Source organism: Yersinia sp. 2553 StPb PI (assembly GCF_052217105.1).
GTDB classification, from domain to species: domain Bacteria; phylum Pseudomonadota; class Gammaproteobacteria; order Enterobacterales; family Enterobacteriaceae; genus Yersinia; species Yersinia enterocolitica_E.
Genome location: NZ_JAZGPX010000002.1, coordinates 537,457 through 562,917, shown reverse-complemented (window position 1 = coordinate 562,917; position 25,461 = coordinate 537,457). Strand labels below are relative to the sequence as shown.

Below are 25,461 nucleotides of genomic sequence, written 5' to 3'. Positions count from 1 at the left end.
CGTTTTGTGTCCCTAATTAAACGAAAAGCAACAGAGCCAGTACGACGACTGCACCCAAACCCATAGACGCGACATACCAACGCACCTGTCCATTTTCACTGAGCGTCAAACCGCGATTACTCCAGCGCGAAAGTATCGCCGGGGTATTCATCAGTGAGTTCAGCGGATCACGCTGCAATAGCCTTGCAATCCACAAATACGGGCGGACAAACACATTGTGGTACAGCCAGTCGAAGCCCCACGCATGGAACCACCAGACCGTAAAGAAGCGGCCCGGCGCACTTTGCGCGATGCTGTTGACCAACTGACGCTTGCCCAGATAGAGTGCCGCAGCCAGTGCAATCCCGATAACCACTAACACGCCGGAGAAGATTTCCAGTGGCATTTTACCCTCTTCACCGAAGTGAAGCTCTGGCAACACACCCGCCAGCGGTGGTGTTATCAGCGCGCCGACGAAAGTCGACAGCACCAGCAACACAATCAGCGGCAGGCTGTGAGCTACCCCTTTAACCGGATGCGCTTTGGTTTTTGGCTCGCCGTGGAACACAATGAAAATCATACGGAAGGTATACAGCGCGGTGAGGAATGCCCCAACCAGCCCGGCGACCATCAGATTGATATGGCCACTGGCCAATGCACCCCACAGAATTTCGTCTTTACTGTAGAAGCCTGCGGTAACCACTGGCAGTGCAGCCAATGCCGCGCCACCTACCAGGAAGCAGATATAAACCAATGGGATCGTCTTGCGCAGACCACCCATTTTGAAAATATTCTGCTCGTGGTGACAGGCCAGAATCACTGAACCCGAAGAGAGGAACAGTAACGCTTTAAAGAAGGCATGGGTCATCAGGTGGAAGATAGCCGCATCCCACGCCTGAACGCCCAGCGCCAGGAACATGTAGCCAATCTGGCTCATGGTAGAATAAGCCAGCACCCGCTTGATGTCGGTTTGTACCAGCGCGGCAAAGCCTGCCAGCACTAGGGTTACCGCGCCGATAATACCCACTAAATGCAGCACTTCAGGCGCCATCAGGAACAAACCGTGGGTACGCGCAATCAGGTAGACACCTGCAGTCACCATGGTTGCCGCATGGATAAGCGCGGAGACCGGGGTTGGGCCTGCCATTGCATCGGCCAACCAGGTTTGTAACGGCAACTGTGCCGATTTACCCACCGCACCACCGAGCAACATCAGCGTCGCCCAGGTAATGGCAGTAGAGCCCATTTCCAGTTTCTGCGGTGCCAATACCATCAGCTCGCGAATATTCAGCGTACCCAGTTCTTGATAAAGGATGAACAGGGCAATGGCGAGGAATACGTCACCAACGCGGGTCACGATAAAGGCTTTCATCGCCGCCGCGCCGTTGGCAGGATTGGTGTAGTAGAAACCGATCAGCAGGTAACTGCACAGACCCACCCCTTCCCAACCCAGATACATCAGCATCAGGTTATCTGCCAACACCAAAATCACCATGCTGGCGATAAACAAGTTGGTGTAGGCGAAGAAACGAGAATAACCCTCCTCCCCACGCATATACCAAGAGGCATACATATGAATCAGGAAACCCACGCCGGTGACCACAGACAACATGGTCAGCGACAGGCCATCCAGTGTCAGGGTCAACGGAATGTTGAAGGTGCCAACCGACATCCAGTTCCACAACGTCTGGTTAAAGACTTGGACACCGGTGGCCTTTTGGCTAAGAAAATCCACTGCAACATACAGTGTGACCAACGCCGTCAGGCCAATCGATCCCACCCCGACCGTGGCTGAGGTATTTTCAGACCAGCGCCCACGGGAGAATGCCAACAGCAAGAAGCCCAGCAGTGGCAGCAGAATTGTTAAATATAATAGGTTCATCCGCGCATCTCACTGACTGTATCGATATTCAGAGTATGACGGCGACGATATAGCTGTAACAGCAATGCCAAGCCAATACTGGCCTCCGCTGCTGCCAGCGTGATCGCCAGGATATACATCACCTGACCGTCAGCCTGACCCCAATAACTGCCCGCCACAACAAAGGCGAGCGCCGCTGCGTTGATCATCACTTCAAGGCTTATCAGCATAAACAACAGATTGCGACGAATCAGCAACCCCGTCAGCCCTAGCACAAACAGTATGGCCGCCAGAATCAGGCCATGTTGTAGAGGGATCATGCTTGTTCCTCCGTTTTTCTTTTCGCGCTGTCGCTCGCGCCCATCACGTCACCCGGCTTATGTTCGCGCCCGATATGGAAGGCAACCACCAGACCGGCCAGCAACAACATTGACGCCAGTTCAACTGCCAGCACATAAGGACCAAACAGGCTGATACCCACAGCTTTGGCATCGACCATTTCACCGCTAATACCGGAATCAGTCACTGAACTGATGGCATAAATCAGTACCGACAGCAGCACCAGTGCTAGCAAGCCGGGGCCAATCCACAAACTCGGTTTCAGCCAGTCGCGCTCTTGTTGTTCGACGTTGCCCAAGTTCAGCATCATCACCACGAACACGAACAGCACCATAATGGCCCCGGCGTAGACGATGATTTCCAGCGCACCGGCGAAATAAGCACCCAGCGAGAAAAATACCGCCGAGATAGCCAGTAAAGAGATAATCAGGTACAGCAGAGCATGTACCGGGTTGGTGTGAGTGATGACGCGAATAGTCGCCACCACTGCCACCAATGCTGCAATATAAAATGCAAATTCCATGGAAAGCGGCTCCTAAGGCATCAGACCTTTAACGTCAATCGGTTTGGCTTCGTTTTCGGCTTCGCCTTTCTGCTTGCCGTCTACTGCCATACCGGACATCCGGTAGAAGTTATATTCAGGATATTTACCCGGGCCGGAGATCAACAAGTCTTCTTTCTCATACACCAGATCCTGACGCTTAAATTCACCCATTTCGAAATCCGGCGTTAGCTGGATAGCAGTTGTTGGGCAAGCCTCTTCACACAAACCACAGAAAATGCAGCGGGAGAAGTTGATACGGAAGAACTCAGGATACCAGCGGCCATCTTTGTGCTCAGCTTTCTGTAATGAGATACAGCCAACCGGACAAGCAACAGCACACAGATTACAAGCAACGCAGCGCTCTTCACCGTCAGGGTCACGCGTTAACACGATACGACCACGGTAGCGCGGCGGCAGGTAAACCGGCTCTTCAGGATACATTTGGGTTTCACGCTTGTGGAAGGCATGAAGGCCAATCATCCACAGGCTGCGCACTTGGGTGCCGAAACCAACCACTAACTCTTTCAACGTCATGGTTCATTCACCCCTTATTGAGCGTTGTACAAAATGACCGCGGCAGTCGCCAGCAGATTCAGCAGGGTCAACGGCAGGCAAACTTTCCAGCCGAATGACATCACTTGGTCATAACGTGGGCGCGGCAAGGATGCACGGATCAGAATGAACATCACCATGAAGAAAGCCGTTTTCAGCGCAAACCAGATAAATGGCGGCAGGAACGGACCTTGCCAACCACCGAAGAACAGAGTGACTATCAGAGCAGAGACGGTCACGATACCGATATATTCACCGACGAAGAACAGACCGAATTTCATACCGGAATATTCAATGTGGTAACCATCGGCCAGCTCTTGTTCAGCTTCTGGCTGGTCAAAGGGATGACGGTGACATACTGCAACACCCGCAATGGCAAAGGTCAGAAAACCAAAGAATTGCGGAATCACATTCCAGACGTGTTCCTGAGAGTTAACAATATCCTGCATATTGAACGAACCCGCCTGTGCGACTACGCCCATCAATGATAAGCCGAGGAACACTTCGTAGCTCAGGGTTTGCGCAGATGCACGCATCGCCCCTAACAGAGAATATTTGTTATTACTGGACCAACCGGCAAACAGCACGGCATATACCGTCAGCCCGGCCATCATCAGAAAGAACAGAATACCGATATTAAGATCCGCAACCGCCCAGGTCGGGCTGACCGGGACGATGGCGAAAGAGAGCAGTAGTGAGGTAAAGGCAATCACCGGGGCCAATGTAAAGATAGCCTTGTCGGAGAAGCGCGGAACCCAGTCCTCTTTGAAGAACATTTTGATCATGTCAGCAACCAACTGCAATGACCCGCCCCAACCGACACGGTTTGGCCCGTAACGGTTCTGGAACAAGCCCAGCAGGCGGCGCTCGCCGAAGCTCATAAATGCGCCGCAGGTCACCACCACCAACAGAATCACTACCGCTTTCAGGACAGAGATTAAAATCTCAATCAATTCAGGGGTAAACCAGCTCATAATACTGCCTCCCGCAGATTCTCAACACGCGCACCCACCATAATCGGCGGAATGCCCGGTAAGCCAAGCGGCAAGCCGACCTGACCCCGAGCCAAGGTTTCACTCAGGCGCACTGGCAGACGCAATGTCTGACCGGCACAGTTGAATTCCACCAGCGTACCGAGGTTAACCCCGAGCGTTGCAGCATCGGCTGGATTGACCATCACATAAGGTGCTGGCATGCGCTGCTGGATGACATCTGAGCGCTGCGACATCTCTTCACTACCAAACAAATGGTAGTAAGGGGCAATCTGCCAGCCATCAGTCTGAGCGGTAAAGGCTGTCGGTACTGAATCAAAGTAACCAAGCGTCCCCTCACCTGCTTCAATCAGGCGCACACCCGGATCACCAAAGCGCAAGCTCCCCCCCACTTCAGCCTGGAATTTGTTCCATGCCTGCGGTGAGTTCCAGCCCGGTGCCCAAGCAAATGGGATCTGCTGACGATCGGCCAATGGGCTGTTGTTCCCTTCCATTGAGAAAGCGAACGGCGTGTCGATATCCTGTGGCTGACGCGGTTCATGCACACTGATATCCGCGCGCATAGCCGTGCGGCCACTGTAACGGATAGGTGAACGCGCCAGTTTCTGACCACGAATACGGAAGGTCGCATCCGGTGCCGCTTCAACAATACCTTCCAACTGTGGTAATGCGCGAACACAAGCCGCAATCACGTGATCCAGTTGCGTCCAGTCTACATGGCGACTGGTATAAGTTGAATGCAAGGAGTGCAACCAGCGCCAGCTTTCCAGCATGATGCTGTTGTTTTCCGGTTTTTTCGGGTCGTCGTAATAGGTTGGATCGTAAACCTGGAAGAAACGCTGAGCGCGGCCTTCCTGATTGACCAGCGTACCGTCGCTTTCAGCAAAGCTGGCGGCAGACAGAATCAGGTCTGCTTTTGCCATGATCGCGGTGCGTTGATGATCAACCACGATCACGTTGGCTGCTTGCTCCAGCGCGGCGTCAACTTTGTCTTGCGCCGCATGGCGATAGAGGTCGTTCTCCATCACGATAACGCTGTCAGCATCACCACGGGTCAGCAATTCCAGCGCGCTATCCAGTGAGCCGCCGCCAATCATGGTCAAGCCGATGCTGTTCGCTGCACTGGCAACAAAGGTGATACCCACATCAGAGCCACGGCTTTTCAGCGCGGTTGCCACGTTAGCTGCCGCAGCAATGATGGCTTCGCTGCCTGCATTGCTGCCGGTCACGATCAGTGGTTTCTTCGCGCCCGCCAGAGCCTGCACGATGATATCCACTTTGCCTTTCAGCGCAGGGTCCAGATCCGTGACCGCCGGTGACGACGCATCCAGCGCGTTAGCGATAGCAAAGCCTAAACGTGCCTGATCATCCACCGGTGCGCGGTAGTTCCACGCCGCGATATCATCCATACGGGTGTTATCAACGTTAGTGATAAACAGCGGATGTTTAGCGTGCTGACCGATATTCATAATCGCCGCGATTTGCCAGTCAGCCACTTTCTGTGCGGCGGCCATTTCACGGGCTTTACCTTTCACCGCCTGACGGACAGACAGTGCGATACGTGCGCCAGTCTGGGTCAAATCTTCACCCAGAATCAGCACCGCATCATAGCTTTCAATCTCGCGCAGCGATGGTGTGTAAACCCCACCTTCTTGCAGCACTTTCAGCATCAATTGCAGGCGTTGTTGTTCACTCGCGGCAATGCCGGTATAGAAGTTTTCCGCACCGACCAGCTCGCGTAACGCAAAGTTACTTTCCAGGCTGGCACGCGGTGAACCGATACCGATGGTTTTCTTCGCCTGACGTAGAATATCCGCCGCGCCCTGCATTGCCTGTTCGGCATTCAGGTGGATCCAGTCATTACCACGCAATTGTTGTGGCTGACGTGGGCGGTCTTTCAGGTTGACATAGCCATAGCCAAAGCGGCCACGGTCACACAAAAAGTAGTGGTTGACGCTGCCGTTGTAGCGGTTCTCGATGCGGCGCAATTCACCATAGCGTTCGCCAGGGCTGGTGTTACACCCCACACTGCACTGCTGGCAGATACTTGGCGCAAACTGCATATCCCATTTACGGTTATAACGTTCGGAATGGGTTTTATCGGTGAATACCCCGGTCGGGCACACTTCTACCAGGTTGCCTGAGAACTCGCTTTCCAGCGTGCCACTCTCAGTACGACCAAAGTAGACGTTGTCGTGCGCGCCATAAACACCCAGATCGGTGCCATCAGCGTAATCTTTGTAGTAACGCACACAACGATAACAGGCGATACAGCGGTTCATTTCATGTGAGATGAACGGACCGAGATCCTGATTCTGATGAGTACGTTTACTGAAGCGATAGCGGCGGAAACTGTGTCCGGTCATCACTGTCATATCTTGCAGATGACAGTTACCCCCTTCTTCACAGACCGGGCAATCGTGTGGGTGGTTAGTCATCAACCATTCAACCACACTCTCACGGAACGCTTTGGCTTCGCCGTCATCAATGGAAATAAAGGTTCCATCGGTGGCCGGGGTCATACAGGACATGACCAAACGCCCACGGGTATCATCGGCGTTTTGGTATTGCTTTACCGCACATTGGCGGCAAGCACCGACGCTTCCCAGCGCCGGATGCCAGCAAAAGTAAGGAATATCGAGTCCCAGGGAGAGACAAGCTTGTAACAGGTTGTCGGCCCCGTTTACGTCGTATTCTTTGCCGTCTACATGTATCGTAGCCATATGCATGCTTCCAAGTGGCCTGAAATAACCGTCATTCTTTACGCTGCTGCTGTGTTGGCTGCCGTCGTTCACACCGGTCATTTAGTTCACTAAACTCCCGGCGTTTCTCTTCGTTGCCGCCTTGCCGCCACGCAAATTATTTGGTTATTTTTCAAGCGTTAATTATAAAAACTTTCTTATTGGGTACACTGAGAGGCTACATTCAACGTATCTCATATATTACCCAAAGTATCACCAGCGCGCTTTTAATAGGTTCGGTTGAATACCGGCTATGGCTCGGGTATTGCCATAGTCTTTACTTGCGATCCCGGCTTCGAATTCTTCGCGGAAATATTTGATAGCACTTTGTAGTGGTTCAACCGCGCCCGGCGCGTGAGCACAGAAGGTTTTACCCGGCCCCAAGAAGCGGCAAAGTTGTTCCAGCGTCTCAATGTCGCCCGGCTGACCTTCGCCGCGCTCCAATGCACGCAAGATCTTCACGCTCCACGGCAACCCATCGCGGCAAGGGGTACACCAGCCGCAGGATTCACGGGAAAAGAACTCTTCCAGATTGCGCACCAGCGGCACCATACCGATTTCATGGTCTACCGCCATCGCCAGTGCAGTGCCTAACCGGCTACCTGCTTTGGCAATATTCTCGAAGTCCATCGGTAAATCCAGATGATCAGCGGTCAGGAAGTCGGTCCCTGCCCCACCCGGCTGCCAGGCTTTGAACTTCAAGCCATCGCGCATACCACCCGCGTAATCTTCCAGAATTTCACGCGCCGAAATACCAAATGGTAGTTCCCACAGACCTGGGTTTTTCACCCGGCCAGAGAAGCCCATCAGTTTGGTACCGGCATCGTTACTCTTACCCGCCGTGATCCCCTGATACCAGTCAACGCCGTGCTCAAGAATGGCCGGAACGTTACACAGGGTTTCAACGTTATTGACGCAAGTCGGTTTGCCCCATACCCCGGACGATGCGGGGAAAGGCGGCTTGGAACGTGGATTGGCGCGGCGGCCTTCCAGCGAGTTAATCAGGGCGGTTTCTTCACCACAGATATAACGGCCAGCACCGGTATGAACAATCAGTTCAAAATCAAAACCGCTGCCCATGATGTTTTTGCCCAGCAAGCCGGCTTCGGTTGCTTCGCTAATCGCACGGCGCAAATGCACGGCAGCTTCGATATATTCGCCACGCAGGAAGATGTAGCCGCGGTAAGCTTTCAGCGCAAATGCACTGATCAACATCCCTTCCACCAGCAGATGAGGCAATTGCTCCATTAGCAGACGGTCTTTATAGGTACCCGGCTCCATTTCATCGGCGTTACACAGCAGATAGCGGATGTTCATGCTTTCGTCTTTTGGCATCAGGCTCCACTTTAAACCGGTGGAAAAGCCTGCGCCGCCGCGCCCTTTCAGGCCAGCGTCTTTTACCAAATTGACAACATCAGGGGCTGCCATGCCTTTTAACGCTTTTTCAGCACCCAAGTAGCCGTTTTTGCTGCGATATTCATCCAGCCATACCGGCTGTTTGTCATCGCGCAAACGCCAGGTCAGCGGATGCATTTCTGGCGTGCGAATAACCTCTTTGGTAAAACCCGAATTAGTTGTCATGGATATTGCTCCAGTAACTTCTCAATATCTTCAGGTTTCAGATAGCTGTGGGTATCGTCGTCGATCATCATGGTCGGACCGCGATCACAGTTGCCCAAGCAGCAGGTTGGCAGCAGCGTAAAGCGGCCATCAAACGTGGTCTGGCCCGGCTCAATACTGAGTTTCTTCGAAATCGCGGCCTGAATCCCTTGATAACCGGTGATGTGGCACACCACGCTGTCACAATAACGGATCACATGGCGCCCAACCGGCTGACGGAAGATCTGACTGTAGAATGTGGCCACACCTTCGACATCGCTGGCCGGGATACCCAGCACTTCAGCAATGGCGTGAATCGCCCCATCCGGCACCCAACCACGTTGTTTCTGCACAATTTTCAGTGCTTCGATCGACGCGGCGCGGGCATCTTCGTAATGGTGTTTTTCATGCTCGATAGCATCACGTTCTTCAGCACTCAACTCAAAAACTTCAGTTGTGGTCGCCGGTTCAGCCGCATTGACTGCCAGATCCACCACATTTTGGCTTTCGTTATGATTCTGAGTCTCTTTTTGGTAGCTCATAATTAGCGGTCCACATCAGACATTACAAAATCGATACTGCCCAGATAGACGATCAGGTCAGATACCAGGCTGCCACGGATAACCGAGGGGATCTGCTGCAAATGGGCATAGCTTGGCGTACGTATCCGGGTGCGATAGCTCATAGTGCTGCCGTCACTGGTCAGATAGTAGCTGTTGATCCCTTTGGTCGCTTCAACCATTTGGAATGATTCGTTAGCTGGCATTACCGGACCCCATGAAACTTGCAGGAAGTGGGTAATCAGCGTTTCGATATGTTGCAGCGTACGTTCTTTCGGCGGCGGCGTCGTCAGTGGATGGTCAGCCTTAAATGGCCCTTCTGGCATGTTTTTATAACATTGCTCCAGAATGCGCAGGCTTTGACGTAACTCTTCCACTTTCAGCATCACGCGGTCATAACAGTCGCCGTTATTCCCGACCGGAACTTCAAAATCAAAGTTTTCATAGCCGGAATACGGACGCCATTTACGCACGTCAAACTCAACCCCGGTGGCACGCAGGCCAGCCCCGGTCACCCCCCATTCCAGTGCTTCTTTGGAATTGTAAGCAGCAACGCCGATAGAACGCCCTTTCAGGATACTGTTCTGCAACGCCGCTTTGACGTAGGAATCGAGCCGTTTTGGCATCCAGTCAAGGAAGTCACGCAGCAAACGTTCCCAGCCGCGAGGTAAATCATGCGCCACACCACCAATACGGAACCAGGCCGGATGCATACGGAAACCGGTAATCGCTTCAACCAAGTCATACACTTTCTGACGATCGGTAAAGGCGAAGAACACTGGCGTCATTGCGCCTACGTCCTGAATAAAGGTACTGATATACAGTAAGTGACTGTTGATACGGAATAATTCAGACAACATTACCCGGATGGTTTTAACGCGATCAGGAACCTCAATACCCGCCAGCTTTTCAACTGCCAGCACATAAGGCATTTCGTTAACACAACCACCCAGATATTCGATACGGTCGGTATAGGGGATGTAGCTGTGCCAGGACTGGCGCTCACCCATCTTCTCCGCACCACGGTGGTGGTAACCCACATCCGGTACGCAGTCGACAATCTCTTCACCATCAAGCTGCAACACGATACGGAACGCACCATGTGAAGAAGGATGGTTCGGACCGAGGTTAAGGAACATAAAGTCCTCGTTTTCGGTGCCTCGCTTCATCCCCCAATCTTCGGGTTTGAAGGTCAGAGATTCCATCTCCAGATCCTCTTTCTGCTTGGTCAGCACAAAGGGATCGAATTCGGTAGCACGCGCCGGATAATCTTTACGCAGCGGGTGCCCTTCCCAAGTCTGTGGCATCATGATGCGCGTCAGATGTGGGTGACCATCGAAGGTAATACCGAACATTTCCCAAGTTTCCCGCTCATACCAGTTAGCATTGGGGAAAATCTTAGTCGCTGTGGACACGTGCAAGTCTTTTTCAGACAGTGCCACTTTCAGCATAATGTCGCGGTTACGCTCGATGGAAAGCAGATGATAGAAAACAGAAAAATCCGCTTCAGGGAAGCCCTGGCGGTGAGTGCGAAGACGCTCATCGACACCATGCAAGTCGAACAGCATGACATACGGCTTCGGTTGTTTTCTCAGGAACGTCATTACTTCCAGCAATTGCTCACGCTTTACCCATACCACGGGCATACCGGTACGGGTCGCTTGAACAACAAAGGCCTCAGGCCCAAAACGGTTCGACAGCTCGCTAATCACCGGATCATCGAGATGGTCACGGGTCTGCCATGCAGGCTGAGTGCTATCGGACGTCGTTAAATCGGTCATTATTTATTCACCACACTGTTTTTTCACCACACTGAATGTGTCATTTTGTGGTCATTTGCCGCACACATGTTCTGGAAGAAAATCATTCATTCCCAAAACAAATCACTTACGCACCGCGATCCTGAGCCGTTATTTTTGCCAAAATAACAAGCTTAGATCTCGTCAGGTGTACGCAGGTTAGTTACTGCAATTCGTTCAGCATGCTTACGTTCTCTTTCTGGTTGCATATTGGCGCGGTAAACGCCTTGGTCACCTACAACCCAAGAGAGAGGACGGCGCTCTTTACCGATAGATTCTTGTAGCAGTAACAGTGCTTGCATATAAGCTTCAGGGCGCGGTGGGCAGCCAGGAATATACACATCGACCGGTAGGAATTTATCCACGCCTTGTACTACGGAATAGATATCGTACATGCCGCCGGAGTTAGCACAGGCACCCATGGAGATAACCCACTTGGGTTCCAGCATTTGTTCATACAAGCGCTGAATAACCGGGGCCATTTTGGTAAAACAAGTGCCCGCCACGACCATGAAGTCAGCCTGACGCGGAGAAGCACGCAGCACTTCCGCACCGAAACGTGCCACATCATGTACGGCAGTGAACGAGGTCACCATCTCCACATAACAGCAGGAAAGACCGAAGTTATACGGCCAAAGAGAGTTCTTACGCCCCCAGTTCACCATGTCGTGCATGGCGTTCTCAAGTTTACCCATGTAAACACTACGGTGGACATGTTGCTCGAGAGGATCGCCGCTGACGGTTTCCTGAGTTTGCAGGGGGTAACGGTCATTCTCACCGTTAGGGTCTATGCGGGTGAGCGTATAGTCCATGTTAATGCCTCGCTGTATTTATTGACCACTATACCCTTTGTACTTAGAGCTGCAGGGTTGTTAGCTACTTTCACTCACCCGAATCACTGACTTGAGTCAGCTCATCGGGATTAATGAGCCTCATGGTTGAGACTCACCCTACGGGCTAGCATACATGCGGTTCAAATCGTGACCGATTTATCGCCCGCTTGCTGCCGACCTGCAACACCAAGACTGTTAGGTATATCTTGTGGAGGACTGCTGGCGTATTTGACTATGCTCGGTTTGCTCACTCGGCGATTAGAACGCGTAGGAGTCCAATCCAGCGCGCCGATACGCACCAGATAAACCAAACCAGCCAAGAGCACCAAAATGAAAATGGTTGCTTCGATAAAGCCTACCCAGCCACTCTCACGAATAGAGATTGACCACGCATACAAGTACAGGGCTTCAACATCGAAAATAACGAAGAACATGGCGACCAGATAAAACTTGGCGGACAAACGCATACGCGCCGAGCCGACCGAGTCAATACCGGACTCATAGGGGACATCTTTGGCGCGGGCCCGAGCTCTCCCACCCAGAAAGAACGCACCCAATAGCATCAAGCCGCATAACCCGATAGCGCCGATCAGAAATACAGCGAACGCCCAATGATGAGCGATAACTTCAGTGGTTGTTGACATACTCATTGCTTACTCATCAAAAGTGGCGTCGGACATCCTGCTCTTATGTTGGCAGTTAGTGCACCACATCGATTCAAAGGGAAGGATAAAAACCACACGAAACACACTGTCTTTACAACTGTTTAGCCAGTGTTTTACTGTGGGCTTTTTACTCCTTTCAGTAACCTTTTGTCAACTTTGACAAAAGTAACTACAGATTAATTTACAAACGCACGATCTTACTTAACATTTGGTGCGAAGTATAAAGCTAAATCGAGTCAGTAATTTGTTAAGTCAGAACATACACCTATAACCCAACGTGGAAACTTCGCTTTAACTATACCATTGTCTCAGGAATAACCGGTTCTTCCACTCACTAGCTAGGGGTATTTTTTTGATCCAGAACACGTTTTGAGTGTTATTTCATAAATATTCGGCATGAAAAGTTGTTTTTTAAAAAAAATAAATAATGGAACACTGTTTTAATAAAAAACAAATAGCAGAAAATGAGAAGAAATATTAACCACTATTTTTATCTGGTTTATTCCCCCTGATCCAGTACGCAGATATACCGCTAAATGAAATAAAACGACGTTTTAAGCATGAAATTAAACTGGAGCAGTAGAAAACTGTTTTTTTAAAAGTTATAAATAAAAAAAGCCCCTAAAATAAGGGGCTTACGATTTTTTAGTCACGTTAGACGATCAACTGTTCTCGTCTATTAAATAATCAGAATCCAGCACTAAATCCGATCCAGACTGCAAGCCATGTTGGTGGCCCGTCTGCATGGCATCGAAAATGGCTAAAGCCAATTCGTTGCCACACTGATTGTCTTTACATAATGCATAATGTGTTTCAGGCAACCGAGGTAGCCCTTCTGTTTCACCCAGTACGCGTAAATCAGGACTCATCATCTCTATTGGCCTGGCGGTCACACCCAGCCCTGCCCTGACTGCCGCACGAATGGCAGAAAGTGAAGAGGCTACATAGGCGATTCGCCATGCAATACCGGCTCTGGTCAGGTTTTCTATTGCCATATCGCGGAATGGACTTGGCTCATCCATCACCACTAACGGTACCGATTCACCGGACTGGAACTGATAGTCGGCGGAACAGTACCAAAGCGTAGGTGATGTCCTTAAGATCACATGAGGATGAGTGTCGACCTTGGCTGTAGTAATAGCCAGGTCCACTTCGCCATTACTCAGCATATCAGCGATAAATGGACTGCGTTTTACCCGCACATCTATCGCTAGCCGAGGATATAGCGTCGCCACTCGGTTCAGCAAGAAAGGCAACAACGTATCGGCAGTATCATCAGATGCGCCGATAATGAGTGACCCTTCTATATTGCTGTACATAAGTGACGTACAAGCTTCATCGTTGAAACGCAAAATTTTTCTGGCATAGCCAAGTAACTGGAGACCATGTTCAGTCAATAATTTGTTACGCCCATGGCGGGCAAATAACTCCTTACCGACTAACTGTTCTAACCGTTGCATTTGTTGGCTAACTGCTGACTGAGTGCGACAAACCGCTGCGGCAGCAGAGGCAAAAGTATTCAAGTCAGCAACAGCTACAAAGGTTCTAAGCAGATCGAGGTCGAGATTAATTATCGGACGATTTGCATTTGTCATAGTGTATTCTTCACTTTTTTGAATTCTAATTACAAACTACCCTGGTGTATAAGTATCGCGCCATCAATAAGGGACAACGCTAAGTATGACAGTACCCCACTCACTAGAGTAGGGCAAAAAATTTACTTATATTTCGTTACCGTTATCTCTTTTTATAAAAATCTATTGAGTAAGTTATGTATTTATTTGTGAATACGGTCATAAAAAGCCACTAAATCTTCGATTAATGAAGATTTTTTCCCTTTAGGATCTTGCTTTTCCTCAGGCATTTTTAAGTGCTGCAATGCTATTTTAATTAAACAAATCTGCACTAACCCTTTTCGAAATATCAAAAAATATCAATATATCTCTATGTGTGTTTTTTATCTAATTGAGTAAATTCAACTATTAACATAGATATTCTCCAAGATTCAGCCTATTTAACATTAATTATTCTTAATAGTTTTCCTATCTACAGTTTTGTTTCTTTTCACATCTTAATAATATGTATGATGATATAAATTGTTGGATTGAGATCCCAGCTAATAGGATGCAGCATAATCGCGTCTCATTATCATCGGTATCAAGCCGCGATTTCGGCACCGAAAGTGAACCTCATCTTATAGATATATTTTGTTGGTAACTGCTGTATGTCACGCAATCAGCCGGAATAAAACTTCAGATAAACTAATAAATAAGGCATAAACCAGTGGATTTAAAGACAAAAACATCGGTTATATTCCATACCAATGAAGCTGGCAGTCATTTAAAATAAGAGCAGCCATTCGCACTAAAGATGTGCATAGAACTTCAAAAAGCAGCAGCGTCGGAGTACATTGGATACCTTGCAGTGTTCCACGCTGAGGACACGCTTTTACCAGCAAAAGGCTCAATTTTTTATGTCCCCCATTGAGAAATCCAGCAAACTGGACAACGTCTGTTACGACATTCGTGGACCAGTGCTAAAAGAAGCTAAGCGTCTTGAAGAAGAAGGTAATAAAGTTCTGAAACTGAACATCGGCAACCCTGCTCCGTTTGGTTTCGATGCACCCGATGAAATTCTGGTGGATGTGATCCGTAATTTGCCAACTGCGCAGGGCTATTGCGATTCCAAAGGCCTGTTTTCGGCGCGCAAAGCTATTATGCAGCACTATCAGGCACGGGATATGCGTGACCTGACAGTCGAGGATATCTACATTGGGAACGGGGTCTCTGAGCTGATCGTGCAATCCATGCAAGCATTGCTGAATCTGGGCGATGAAATGCTGGTACCTGCACCAGATTATCCGTTATGGACGGCGGCAGTTTCGCTTTCAAGTGGTACCGCCGTACATTATATGTGTGATGAAGAGTCGGGCTGGTTCCCTGATTTAGATGATATCCGTAGTAAAATCACGCCGCGTACCCGTGGGATTGTGATTATCAACCCGAATAACCCGACCGGCGCGGTATACAGCAAAGAGCTGTTACTGGAGATTGTTGAAATCGCCCGTCAAAATGACCTGATTATTTTCGCCGATGAGATCTACGATAAGATTTTATATGACGAGGCTCAGCATCATTCTATTGCGGCTCTGGCGCCTGATTTGTTAACTGTGACCTTCAATGGTTTATCCAAGACTTACCGTGTTGCCGGTTTCCGTCAGGGCTGGATGGTGCTGAATGGTCCTAAAAAACACGCTAAAGGTTATATTGAAGGTTTAGAGATGCTGGCATCAATGCGTCTGTGCGCCAACGTCCCTATGCAGCATGCCATTCAGACGGCATTAGGTGGTTATCAGAGCATTAGCGAGTTTATTCAGCCAGGCGGGCGCTTGTACGAACAGCGTGACCGTGCCTGGGAACTGATCAACCAAATACCGGGGGTTTCCTGCGTGAAACCTCAAGGCGCGTTGTATATGTTCCCACGTATTGATCAGAAGCGTTTTAACCTGAAAGATGATCAGAAACTGGTATTGGATCTGCTATTGCAGGAAAAAGTGCTGTTGGTTCAAGGCAGCGCCTTTAACTGGCCATACCCTGATCATGTGCGGATTGTCACGTTACCGCGCGTGGATGAGCTGGAGATGGCAGTGAGGAAACTGGGGCGGTTTTTGGAGACCTACCACCAGTAATTAATCAGGGCTTGTATAGCAAGCCCTGTTTTATTTATGCAGTGATTATCTTAAACACCCTAGTTCTTCCCTTTGTTGACGGTCAATTAAAACCCTCACCGAATCATTAATGCTCCAAGATATTGCAGAACCTTGTTGTTTAATCAGCTTATTGCAACGTTCTATTCTTCGTTGCTCTTGCTGCTTATCCCTCGCGGCGTTATGCGTAGCGCAAAACTCCTCACTGAACGGCCCCAAATTTCCCCCTACACAGAATTCCTCCTGAGCTTGTGTTGTCGCACTGAATAATAAAATTGACATAGGAATAAATAATAATTTCATATAACTATCCTTAGCTTTATAATTTAAATAAAATTTATATGCTGAAATTTAATAATCCATAAAATGGACAAAAAAAGAATAATGAGTTCACATCACTAATTCAATAGAGCTAATGTTAAATAATTTCTTTTATAATTAATGAGATAGAATGGATGGCAAGAATGAAACACAAAGATAAAGTGAGGGTTTAATAAACAAAATTGAGACATTGTGAGAATATTTAATTAACTCATTATCTCATTGATAAAATCGATTTGATGTTATCCTCGTATGCAGATTGTTTCCATCATCTTATGGTTAATATATTGAATAGAGAGAAAACTATGAGTCACTTCTTCGCCCATCTATCTCGTCTGAAACTGATCAACCGCTGGCCGCTGATGCGCAATGTTCGCACTGAGAATGTCTCTGAACACAGTTTGCAGGTGGCATTTGTCGCTCATGCGTTAGCTATCATTAAGAACCGTAAGTTTAACGGCAATCTCAATGCCGACCGTATTGCGCTGCTGGCGATGTACCACGATGCCAGTGAAGTGATAACCGGTGATTTACCCACCCCTATCAAGTATTACAATCCTCAGATTGCCCATGAATACAAGAAGATAGAAAAAGTTGCTCAACAAAAACTGATTGAAATGCTGCCAAAAGAATTACAGCAAGATTTCCGCTGTCTGCTGGATGAGCATTATTATAGCGAAGAGGAAAAAGCACTGGTTAAACAGGCAGATGCTCTATGTGCTTATCTCAAATGTTTGGAAGAATTATCCGCCGGTAATAATGAGTTTATTCAAGCTAAAGCGCGGTTGGAGAAAACCCTCGCCATGCGCCAAAGCCCGGAAATGGATTACTTTATGGAAGTCTTCGTGCCCAGCTTTAGCCTGTCACTGGATGAAATCAGCCTCGATTCGCTGGATTAAAGTTGAAGTTGAAATTGAAGTTGATTTTCAAAAGCACATTTGAGCTGTCGAGCGAAGAGTATAGGCAAGGAAAATGGGCATGACGCCCGTTTTAGGGGTCACGCGCTTGTGACCCCTTTGGCGGTTGAGGCACCAAGGGGCAAGGTGAGCACCAATCTCATATCAACCGAACTAAACACAACTCTTACCCTGTAGCATCCCAATCAGAATGGAAACAGCACCGGCACCACCATCACACTAACAATCATGACTAATATCGTAAATGGCACCCCCATGCGGACAAAATCACCGAATTTATAACCACCTGGCCCCAATACTAAGGTATTCACCGGTGACGAAACTGGCGTCATAAAGGCCGCTGAAGCTGCAATACCAATAATCATCGCAAAGGGATACGGCGAGACCGACATCTCCCGCGCAGCAGCAATCGCAATCGGTGCCATTAGAACTGCCGTGGCAGTATTAGAGATAAACAGCCCAATCGTGGCACACAACACAAACAAACATAGCAGCATGACGCGCGGCCCCATCCCACCGGCCACATCCATCAAGCCACGGACAATCAAATCTACCCCACCGGTTTTTTGCAATGCTTGTGCAAAGGGCATCATCCCGATGATCAAAATCAAACTCGGCCAATGGATTGAACGATAAGCACTTTCCATATCAATACATCGGAACTGACCCATCAGTAAACAGGCTACCAATGCCGCAATCACATTTGGCACCTCGTCGGTCATCATCATGGCAACCATCAACGCCAGACAGAATAATGCATGTGGGGCTTGCGAAATGGCCGGTGCCACTTCATCCACTTCCGCCGGCAGGTTCAGTACGATGAAATCACGGGTCTTTAACTGTAACTGACGAATCAGTTTCCAATCACCGATCACCAGTAAGATATCGCCAAACTGCAATTTGTCATCAACCAGTTTGCCTTCCAAAGTCTTACCATTACGACGAATACCTACCACATTCAAACCATAGCGGGTACGGAAAGTGACCTCACGTAGACTCTTTCCCAAGAGGGCGGAATCAGGAATGAGCGAAACCTCGGCCATCCCGACGTTGCGCGCCTGCTCTGAGAAGTATTCACCGCGCAGCACCATCGGTTCCAGCATCTGTTCAGTGCAAAATTCACGTAAATCTATGTCGCAATCTGACATATCGATCAGTAAGACATCGTTCTCGTGTAATTCAGATGAACCGGTGGCACTCACCATCACACGCCGGAAACGCTTCCAGCGTTCAATCCCCACCACATTCGCCCCATAGCGGGCGCGCAGATGCAGTTCGTCAAGAGAACGGCCAATCAAAGGAGAATCATGGCGGATAGCCAAACGGCGCGCACGGCCAGTCAATTTATAATCGCGGATAAGGTCGCGGAAAGTGCGGCGTTTCCATTGCTGTTCTTTCTCTGAGCTTTCCTGCTTCCCGCCCAGCCAGCGCCGAGCCACTAACATATAAGCGACACCCATCAGCAAAATGATAATGCCGATAGGGGTAACGCCAAAGAAGCCAAAGCCTTTGATACCTTCGCGCAGTAATTCACTGTTAACTACCATATTTGGCGGCGTTGCCACCAGCGTCATCATGCCACTTATCAAGCCGGCAAAACTCAGCGGCATCATTAACCGCCCCGGCGAAATCTTCATCCGGCTGGCAACACTCAGTACCACTGGGATAAAGATTGCCACCACTCCGGTAGAGCTCATAAAAGCGCCCAATCCGGCAACCGTTACCATTAATAACGCCAGCATTTTGGTTTCACTGTGACCGGCGACCTTGACCAGCCAATCACCCACCTGATAAGCAACACCGGTTCTGACCAACCCTTCACCAATAACAAACAGCGCCGCAATCAATATCACGTTAGGATCACTGAATCCGCTGGTCGCCTCACCTAATGACAACGTACCACTCATCACAAAGGCAATAATGACCAACAGTGCTACCACGTCCATGCGCAGTTTATTGGTAGTAAACAGCACAATAGCTATTAGAAGTAGCGTCAACACCCACAATAGTTCGCGGTTCAAAATGGCCTCGTTGGCAAAAAGTGAAAGGAAATATCCGGCTCTGGCAGTAAAACATTAAAATCAGCAGCGGCCGCTGTCTGAGATCAATAATGACTGCAAATTTATGTGCTTACCATCCCACAAAGGGTTTTATTGTGTTTTTTTCCTGAAAAAAGTTTATCAACTTGTGATGTGCCAGACAGTAAAAGAGCGCCATCAGGCGCTCTCAGTGGTGATATTAAGGTATCTGGCGAAGAATTAACCTACTCGCACAACCCGCGCGCCGTTAGCGGTAACCTCAACGCTAATCTGCTCCAGCGAACTGAGCACTAAATCAACCTGATCAAGTTTGGGAGTATCAGCCGGAGCATTGACCGCAATCACCTGACAGCCCGCCGCCAAGCCTGACAAAATCCCCGCAGGGGCATCTTCCACTACGATACAATCAGCCGGTGCCAGCCCTAAGCGCTCGGCCCCCAGCAGATAAGCATCTGGTTGCGGTTTGCCGTGCTTAACTTGTTCACTGGTGATAAACACGTCAGGTACCGGCAGATGGCCGGCGGCACGGCGCGCAGAAGCGACCGGTACTGAGCCTGAAGTGACAATAGCCCACGGAATAGACAGGCTGTTTAGTCGCTCCAACAGTGCCACCGCCCCCGGCAATGCGCTCACACCATCGGTATCATTAGCTTCAACCTGCTCTAATGCCAGAAACTCAGCCTGAATTTCAGCCTCACTTGCACCCGACATAAAATGACGTAAAGAGGTAATTGCTTGTTTGCCATGGATAAAATCAAGAACTTCTGCTGGATTGATGCCTCGACCTTGCGCCCAGCCAATCCAGGCTCGTTCGACAACAGGTAAAGAATCAACCAAAGTCCCGTCCAAATCAAAAAGAAAACCTTTACACTCCACAAGCACATCCTCATCAGTAAAACTATTTTTCAACTTACTGATAGCAAATAAGTTATGCGCTATCAGGCATTGATAATTTGCGAAATTTCAACAGCACTCAAATGGTATTGGCGTGGACATGATTGCCAGATAGCCAGCATACGTTGGTATTTATCCCACATTGGGGTTTGAGAGTTGAAACCATGAGTCCCTGAGTCAAAATGGGTGTAGCGCCCTTCAGTATTGACCATAAAGCGCACATAACTCAGGTAACGGGATTCGGTAGCAGCATCAAAACCGAGGAACGCGATACGGCGTTCATCCAAGTCTTGCTTGTCTTTCAGGTTACCACAGGAGACTTGCAGGGCGTGGTGCATCTCCATGATATTAATAATAGTACGGCAAGTATCTTCGCTCATCTCACCAAAATCACGGTCCAATTCACGCATCTGCAAACCAAAGCCGCGCTCGACAATGGTTTGCTGGCGACGATAACGCTCAGCATTTTCCGGATCCAGCATGGTCATCATTTTGTACTGATTCGACAGAATCAGTCGTTGGGCGTTGGTCATATCCATCACTAACTCCTAAGACATAAATAATGAGGAAATCATCGCACACAGGCTTGGGCCATACTTTGATTTGACAGGGGATTTTGCACCACTAATCCTTTGAGGCATAAAAGCCCGCTGGCATGAAACCGCCACTAGAGGTCATCAAGAAACGTTTTATCCAACTGTTTGAAGGCTCGTTTCAGCACATCGGCCAGGGATTGATAAGTCGGCGTCTGCTCGATAGGCGCAACAGCCTGCCCCGCTTCTGTTAGCTTGTTACGTACCTCATGGAACCACTGGAGTAAGGTTGGCGGTAACGGGGTTATCGCGCGTTTGCCTAACCACCATAACCCTTGCAAGGGTAAACCACAGGCGAACAGCGCCGTAGCGATGGCGGGTCCCAACTGGCCACCGAGGGCTATCTGCCAGGTCAGGGTAAAAATGGCCAGTGGTGGCATAAAGCGGATACCGAAGCGTGTCGCCGTAACCACGCGATTTTCGGGAAACATCGGCGCCAAGCGCTTATCGGCAGGCCAGGTCTTCATATAAAGCTGGCCGCGCTGGAGTACCTGAAACCAACTTACAGAATCAGAGGGTTTTGTTGTCATGGCTCACCTCAACTTCACAAGCAAAAATTAAAATTTTTTTGTAATCCACAAACTAAAAATTAGTCTGTTAAATATATTTTGTTTTTAGGCTCCGCTATCGGTATCCTAACTCGGCCTTTTGGCCGCTAGAAGATGACGCTAAATATGTCAACTTTTTGCAGCTTTTAAATCATTTTTGTTAAATCGCACCGATTTTTACCACCAGGTTTTAACGTTTGCACTTAACGTTTAATCCGCGATTTTTCCATCATCATGCCTTTTTCTCTATCGCATGATGTTAATCATTAATGTCGACGCCAATATGCGCTACGCTTTTGGAATGATTGACGTTTTATTAACCATATGTTTTTCGCTGTTTTTGCATCATCAATGTCGCATGCGCGCTGTTTTTGCAAAACAAATGTTGAACACGACTATAAAATAGGTACTTCCATGTCGAGTAAGCTAGTACTGGTTCTTAACTGCGGTAGCTCTTCCCTAAAATTTGCTATCATCGACGCGACCAACGGTGAAGAACACCTCTCTGGTTTAGCCGAATGCTTCCATCTGCCTGAAGCCCGCATCAAATGGAAACTTGATGGTGGCAAACAGGAAGCAGCATTGGGTGCTGGTGCAGCACACAGCGAAGCACTGAATTTCATTGTTAATACTATTCTGGCACAAAAACCAGAGCTTTCCGCTCAGTTGACAGCTATCGGTCACCGCATTGTTCATGGTGGCGAGAAATTTACAGCATCAGCTATCGTTACCGAAGAAGTTATTCAGGGTATCAAAGATTCCATCCCATTTGCACCACTGCATAACCCAGCTCACTTGATTGGTATCGCTGAAGCGTTGAAATCATTCCCAAATCTGGCTGATAAAAATGTCGCTGTTTTTGACACCGCTTTCCATCAGACCATGCCGGAAGAATCTTATCTCTACGCCCTGCCGTACCGTTTATACAAAGAAAACGGTATCCGTCGCTATGGCGCACACGGCACCAGCCACTTCTACGTCAGCCAGGAAGCCGCTAAAACCCTGAACAAAACGCTGGAAGAACTGAACGTCATCACTTGCCATTTGGGCAACGGTGGTTCTGTCACTGCTGTTCGTAACGGTAAATGTGTTGATACCTCTATGGGCCTGACACCACTGGAAGGTTTGGTCATGGGCACCCGTAGTGGTGATATCGACCCGGCGATCATTTTCCATTTGTATGATGCCATGGGCATGAGCATGGAACAGATCAGCAAGCTGTTGACCAAAGAATCTGGCCTGCTGGGCCTGACTGAAGTCACCAGTGACTGCCGTTATGTTGAAGACAACTATGCAACTAAAGCAGATGCACGCCGCGCAATGGATGTGTTCTGTCATCGCCTGGCGAAATACATCGGTGCATACACTGCGCTGATGGATGGTCGTCTGGATGCCGTGGTCTTCACCGGCGGTATTGGTGAGAACGCCGCAATGGTACGTGAACTGACTTTGGACAAATTGGGCCTGTTGGGCTTTGAAATTGACCACGAACGCAACCTGGCAGCACGCTTTGGTAAATCAGGCACCATCACCAAAGAGGGCAGCCGCCTGGCTCTGGTTATCCCAACCAATGAAGAGCTGGTCATCGCACAAGACGCAGCCCGTCTGACTGCGTAAGAGTTTTTGACATATACCCAAAGTCATTGAAGTTGCAGGTAGGCGGCAAATGAATAAATCCCGATTAGCTGACTCAGGTCAGTAATTCGGGTGCATGAGCGTAGCCAACAACCCTGCGGCTTCAAGGACGAAGGGCATAACCGTAAAGAGGTTTAGCCGTGTCCCGTACAATAATGTTGATTCCTACCGGCACCAGCGTTGGTTTAACCAGCGTAAGCTTGGGTGTCATCCGTTCCATGGAACAAAAAGGTGTACGCCTGAGCGTATTCAAGCCAATCGCCCAGCCTCGTGCCGGTGATGATGCACCTGACCAAACCACCACCATCATTCGTGCGAACTCCAGCATCACTGCTGCTGAGCCGCTGAATATGGGTTATGTGGAAACCTTGCTGAGTTCTAACCAGCAAGACGTGTTAATGGAAGAGATTGTTGCCCGTTATCACGAAAATACCAAAGACGCAGAAGTGGTTCTGGTCGAAGGCTTGGTGCCAACACGCAAACATCAGTTTGCCAATGCATTGAACTATGAAATTGCTAAAACCCTGAATGCTGAAATCGTCTTTGTTATTGCTCTGGGTAATGACTCACCAGATCAGTTGAAAGAGCGTATCGAACTGGCTCGTTCCAGTTTCGGTGGCAGTAAAAACAAAAACATCACTGGCGTTATCATTAACAAATTGAATGCGCCGGTTGATGAACAAGGTCGTACCCGCCCTGACCTGTCTGAAATCTTTGATGACTCCACTAAGGCCAGCGTCGCGAACATCGATCCAAGCCAATTATTTGCCAACAGCCCACTGCCAGTTCTCGGCTGTGTGCCGTGGAGCTTCGAGTTGATTGCAACTCGCGCCATTGATATGGCCAAGCACCTGAAAGCCACCATCATTAACAAAGGTGATATCAACACTCGCCGCGTTAAATCTGTGACTTTCTGTGCTCGTAGCATTCCGCATATGCTGGAACACTTCCGCCCGGGTTCTCTGCTGGTTACCTCAGCCGATCGTCCTGATGTGTTGGTTTCTGCTTGTTTGGCAGCCATGAATGGCGTTGAAATTGGTGCCATCCTGTTGACTGGCGGTTACGCTATTGATGAGCGTATCAACAGCCTGTGTGAACGTGCCTTCCAAACTGGCTTGCCAGTATTTATGGTTGATACCAATACTTGGCAGACCTCTTTGAGCCTGCAAAGCTTCAATCTGGAAGTCCCTGCAGATGACCATGAGCGTGTTGAAAAGCTGCAAAACTATGTTGCCAGCCATATCAGCAGTGATTGGATTGACTCTCTGAGCGCAACGTCTGAGCGTTCACGTCGCTTGTCACCACCAGCATTCCGCTACGAACTGACCGAATTGGCCCGTAAAGCGGGTAAACGCATCGTGCTGCCAGAAGGCGATGAGCCACGTACCGTTAAAGCCGCTTCTATCTGTGCTGAACGCGGTATCGCAACTTGTGTGCTGCTGGGTAACCCAGAAGAGATCCAACGCGTTGCTGCCGCGCAAGGTGTTGAGCTGGGCAAAGGCGTTGAAATCATCGATCCTGTTGCTGTACGTGAGCAATATGTTCCGCGTCTGGTTGAGCTGCGTAAGAGCAAAGGCATGACCGAAGTGGTCGCGCGTGAACAGTTGGAAGACAACGTCGTTCTCGGCACCCTGATGCTGGAAAAAGGTGAAGTTGATGGACTGGTTTCCGGTGCAGTACATACCACCGCAAACACCATCCGCCCACCATTGCAGTTGATCAAAACCGCACCGGGCAGTTCACTGGTTTCTTCGGTGTTCTTTATGCTGCTGCCTGACCAGGTTCTGGTTTATGGTGACTGTGCAATCAACCCAGATCCTACGGCTGAACAACTGTCTGAGATTGCTATCCAATCTGCGGATTCTGCTGCGGCATTCGGCATTGAACCACGTGTGGCGATGATCTCTTACTCTACCGGTAATTCCGGTGCGGGTAGCGATGTCGAAAAAGTACGTGAAGCGACCCGTCTGGCACAGGAAAAACGCCCAGATTTGATCATCGATGGTCCGTTGCAATATGACGCGGCAATCATGGCGGATGTGGCTAAATCCAAAGCGCCTAACTCACCGGTTGCAGGTAAAGCCACCGTGTTCATCTTCCCAGACTTGAACACCGGCAACACTACCTATAAAGCGGTGCAACGCTCTGCTGACCTGATCTCTATCGGGCCGATGCTGCAAGGTATGCGTAAGCCAGTTAACGATTTGTCCCGTGGTGCATTGGTTGACGATATCGTCTATACCGTAGCACTGACGGCGATTCAATCCGCTCAGGCTGACGCCAGCGCATCTTAATTCTAAGATTACGTTGTCTAAGAAACGCCAGCCTTGTGCTGGCGTTTTTG

General features: G+C 49.3%; 21 protein-coding genes. 4 read left to right on the top strand and 17 right to left on the bottom strand.

Features of this window, described 5'->3' with window-relative positions:
- Positions 1–16 precede the first annotated feature (16 nt).
- The 12 genes from nuoL to rovM all read right to left on the bottom strand — a co-directional run bounded on the left by nuoL (position 17) and on the right by rovM (position 14,059).
- Positions 17–1,861, bottom strand: coding sequence for an NADH-quinone oxidoreductase subunit L (gene nuoL / locus V2A84_RS03815; protein ID WP_083158261.1), 1,845 nt, complete (start codon positions 1,859–1,861; stop codon positions 17–19).
- Positions 1,858–2,160 (bottom strand): NADH-quinone oxidoreductase subunit NuoK, encoded by a 303-nt coding sequence (gene nuoK / locus V2A84_RS03810; protein WP_032815102.1) that lies wholly within the window; start codon positions 2,158–2,160, stop codon positions 1,858–1,860. Before nuoK ends, nuoL begins: the two co-directional genes overlap by 4 nt.
- Positions 2,157–2,702 (bottom strand): NADH-quinone oxidoreductase subunit J, encoded by a 546-nt coding sequence (gene nuoJ / locus V2A84_RS03805; RefSeq protein WP_083158260.1) that lies wholly within the window; start codon positions 2,700–2,702, stop codon positions 2,157–2,159. The genes nuoK and nuoJ overlap by 4 nt, the downstream gene beginning before the upstream one ends.
- Before the next feature lie 12 nt (positions 2,703–2,714).
- A complete protein-coding gene (gene nuoI, locus V2A84_RS03800) occupies positions 2,715–3,257 on the bottom strand; it encodes an NADH-quinone oxidoreductase subunit NuoI (RefSeq protein ID WP_005191305.1) in 543 nt (180 codons plus the stop codon).
- 14 nt (positions 3,258–3,271) lie between these two features.
- Positions 3,272–4,249: an NADH-quinone oxidoreductase subunit NuoH gene (gene nuoH, locus V2A84_RS03795; RefSeq protein ID WP_049613037.1), complete on the bottom strand. Its 978-nt coding sequence runs from the start codon at positions 4,247–4,249 to the stop codon at positions 3,272–3,274.
- Positions 4,246–6,990 carry an NADH-quinone oxidoreductase subunit NuoG gene (nuoG, locus tag V2A84_RS03790; protein ID WP_083163534.1) on the bottom strand — a complete coding sequence of 915 codons (2,745 nt, stop codon included), beginning with the start codon at positions 6,988–6,990 and terminating at the stop codon, positions 4,246–4,248. Before nuoG ends, nuoH begins: the two co-directional genes overlap by 4 nt.
- A gap of 231 nt (positions 6,991–7,221) precedes the next feature.
- On the bottom strand, positions 7,222–8,589 hold the full coding sequence (gene nuoF / locus V2A84_RS03785) for an NADH-quinone oxidoreductase subunit NuoF (RefSeq protein ID WP_050132658.1): 1,368 nt from the start codon (positions 8,587–8,589) through the stop codon (positions 7,222–7,224).
- On the bottom strand, positions 8,586–9,149 hold the full coding sequence (gene nuoE, locus V2A84_RS03780; RefSeq protein WP_227746524.1) for an NADH-quinone oxidoreductase subunit NuoE: 564 nt from the start codon (positions 9,147–9,149) through the stop codon (positions 8,586–8,588). Before nuoE ends, nuoF begins: the two co-directional genes overlap by 4 nt.
- 2 nt (positions 9,150–9,151) lie before the next feature.
- Entirely contained in the window at positions 9,152–10,948 is a 1,797-nt protein-coding gene (nuoC, locus tag V2A84_RS03775; RefSeq protein ID WP_442848615.1) for an NADH-quinone oxidoreductase subunit C/D, read from the bottom strand.
- A 152-nt stretch (positions 10,949–11,100) separates the two neighbouring features.
- Positions 11,101–11,778, bottom strand: coding sequence for a NuoB/complex I 20 kDa subunit family protein (locus tag V2A84_RS03770; protein WP_002210278.1), 678 nt, complete (start codon positions 11,776–11,778; stop codon positions 11,101–11,103).
- A 161-nt stretch (positions 11,779–11,939) separates the two neighbouring features.
- A complete protein-coding gene (nuoA, locus tag V2A84_RS03765; RefSeq protein ID WP_193784625.1) occupies positions 11,940–12,449 on the bottom strand; it encodes an NADH-quinone oxidoreductase subunit NuoA in 510 nt (169 codons plus the stop codon).
- A 677-nt stretch (positions 12,450–13,126) separates the two neighbouring features.
- The gene (gene rovM / locus V2A84_RS03760) at positions 13,127–14,059 is read right to left on the bottom strand and encodes a virulence transcriptional regulator RovM (RefSeq protein ID WP_083158258.1); all 933 of its coding nucleotides are present in this window, start codon (positions 14,057–14,059) and stop codon (positions 13,127–13,129) included.
- Positions 14,060–14,937: 878 nt separating this feature from the next.
- Here rovM and V2A84_RS03755 point away from each other — a divergent pair.
- Positions 14,938–16,152 (top strand): pyridoxal phosphate-dependent aminotransferase, encoded by a 1,215-nt coding sequence (locus V2A84_RS03755; protein WP_083158257.1) that lies wholly within the window; start codon positions 14,938–14,940, stop codon positions 16,150–16,152.
- 45 nt (positions 16,153–16,197) lie between these two features.
- Here the strand turns inward: V2A84_RS03755 and V2A84_RS03750 are convergent, their stop codons facing one another.
- Positions 16,198–16,473, bottom strand: a complete 276-nt coding sequence (locus V2A84_RS03750; RefSeq protein WP_032907645.1) for a hypothetical protein — start codon at positions 16,471–16,473, stop codon at positions 16,198–16,200.
- A gap of 323 nt (positions 16,474–16,796) precedes the next feature.
- On the opposite strand from V2A84_RS03750, the gene yfbR reads away from it, so the two are divergent.
- Positions 16,797–17,390, top strand: a complete 594-nt coding sequence (gene yfbR, locus V2A84_RS03745) for a 5'-deoxynucleotidase (protein ID WP_372569381.1) — start codon at positions 16,797–16,799, stop codon at positions 17,388–17,390.
- A 203-nt stretch (positions 17,391–17,593) separates the two neighbouring features.
- Here the strand turns inward: yfbR and V2A84_RS03740 are convergent, their stop codons facing one another.
- The 4 genes from V2A84_RS03740 to yfbV form a co-directional block, all read right to left on the bottom strand.
- Entirely contained in the window at positions 17,594–19,429 is a 1,836-nt protein-coding gene (locus V2A84_RS03740) for an SLC13 family permease (RefSeq protein WP_372569382.1), read from the bottom strand.
- Between the two features lie 237 nt (positions 19,430–19,666).
- Positions 19,667–20,323: a sugar phosphatase gene (locus tag V2A84_RS03735; protein ID WP_372569383.1), complete on the bottom strand. Its 657-nt coding sequence runs from the start codon at positions 20,321–20,323 to the stop codon at positions 19,667–19,669.
- Between the two features lie 62 nt (positions 20,324–20,385).
- Entirely contained in the window at positions 20,386–20,880 is a 495-nt protein-coding gene (locus V2A84_RS03730) for a YfbU family protein (RefSeq protein WP_083158253.1), read from the bottom strand.
- Positions 20,881–21,008: 128 nt separating this feature from the next.
- Positions 21,009–21,464: a terminus macrodomain insulation protein YfbV gene (yfbV, locus tag V2A84_RS03725; protein ID WP_083158252.1), complete on the bottom strand. Its 456-nt coding sequence runs from the start codon at positions 21,462–21,464 to the stop codon at positions 21,009–21,011.
- A 432-nt stretch (positions 21,465–21,896) separates the two neighbouring features.
- Between yfbV and ackA the strand changes: the two genes are divergently transcribed.
- Both ackA and pta read left to right on the top strand, forming a co-directional pair.
- Positions 21,897–23,099 carry an acetate kinase gene (ackA, locus tag V2A84_RS03720; RefSeq protein ID WP_442848614.1) on the top strand — a complete coding sequence of 401 codons (1,203 nt, stop codon included), beginning with the start codon at positions 21,897–21,899 and terminating at the stop codon, positions 23,097–23,099.
- A 173-nt stretch (positions 23,100–23,272) separates the two neighbouring features.
- Positions 23,273–25,411 carry a phosphate acetyltransferase gene (pta, locus tag V2A84_RS03715; RefSeq protein ID WP_193784805.1) on the top strand — a complete coding sequence of 713 codons (2,139 nt, stop codon included), beginning with the start codon at positions 23,273–23,275 and terminating at the stop codon, positions 25,409–25,411.
- Positions 25,412–25,461: the final 50 nt, after the last annotated feature.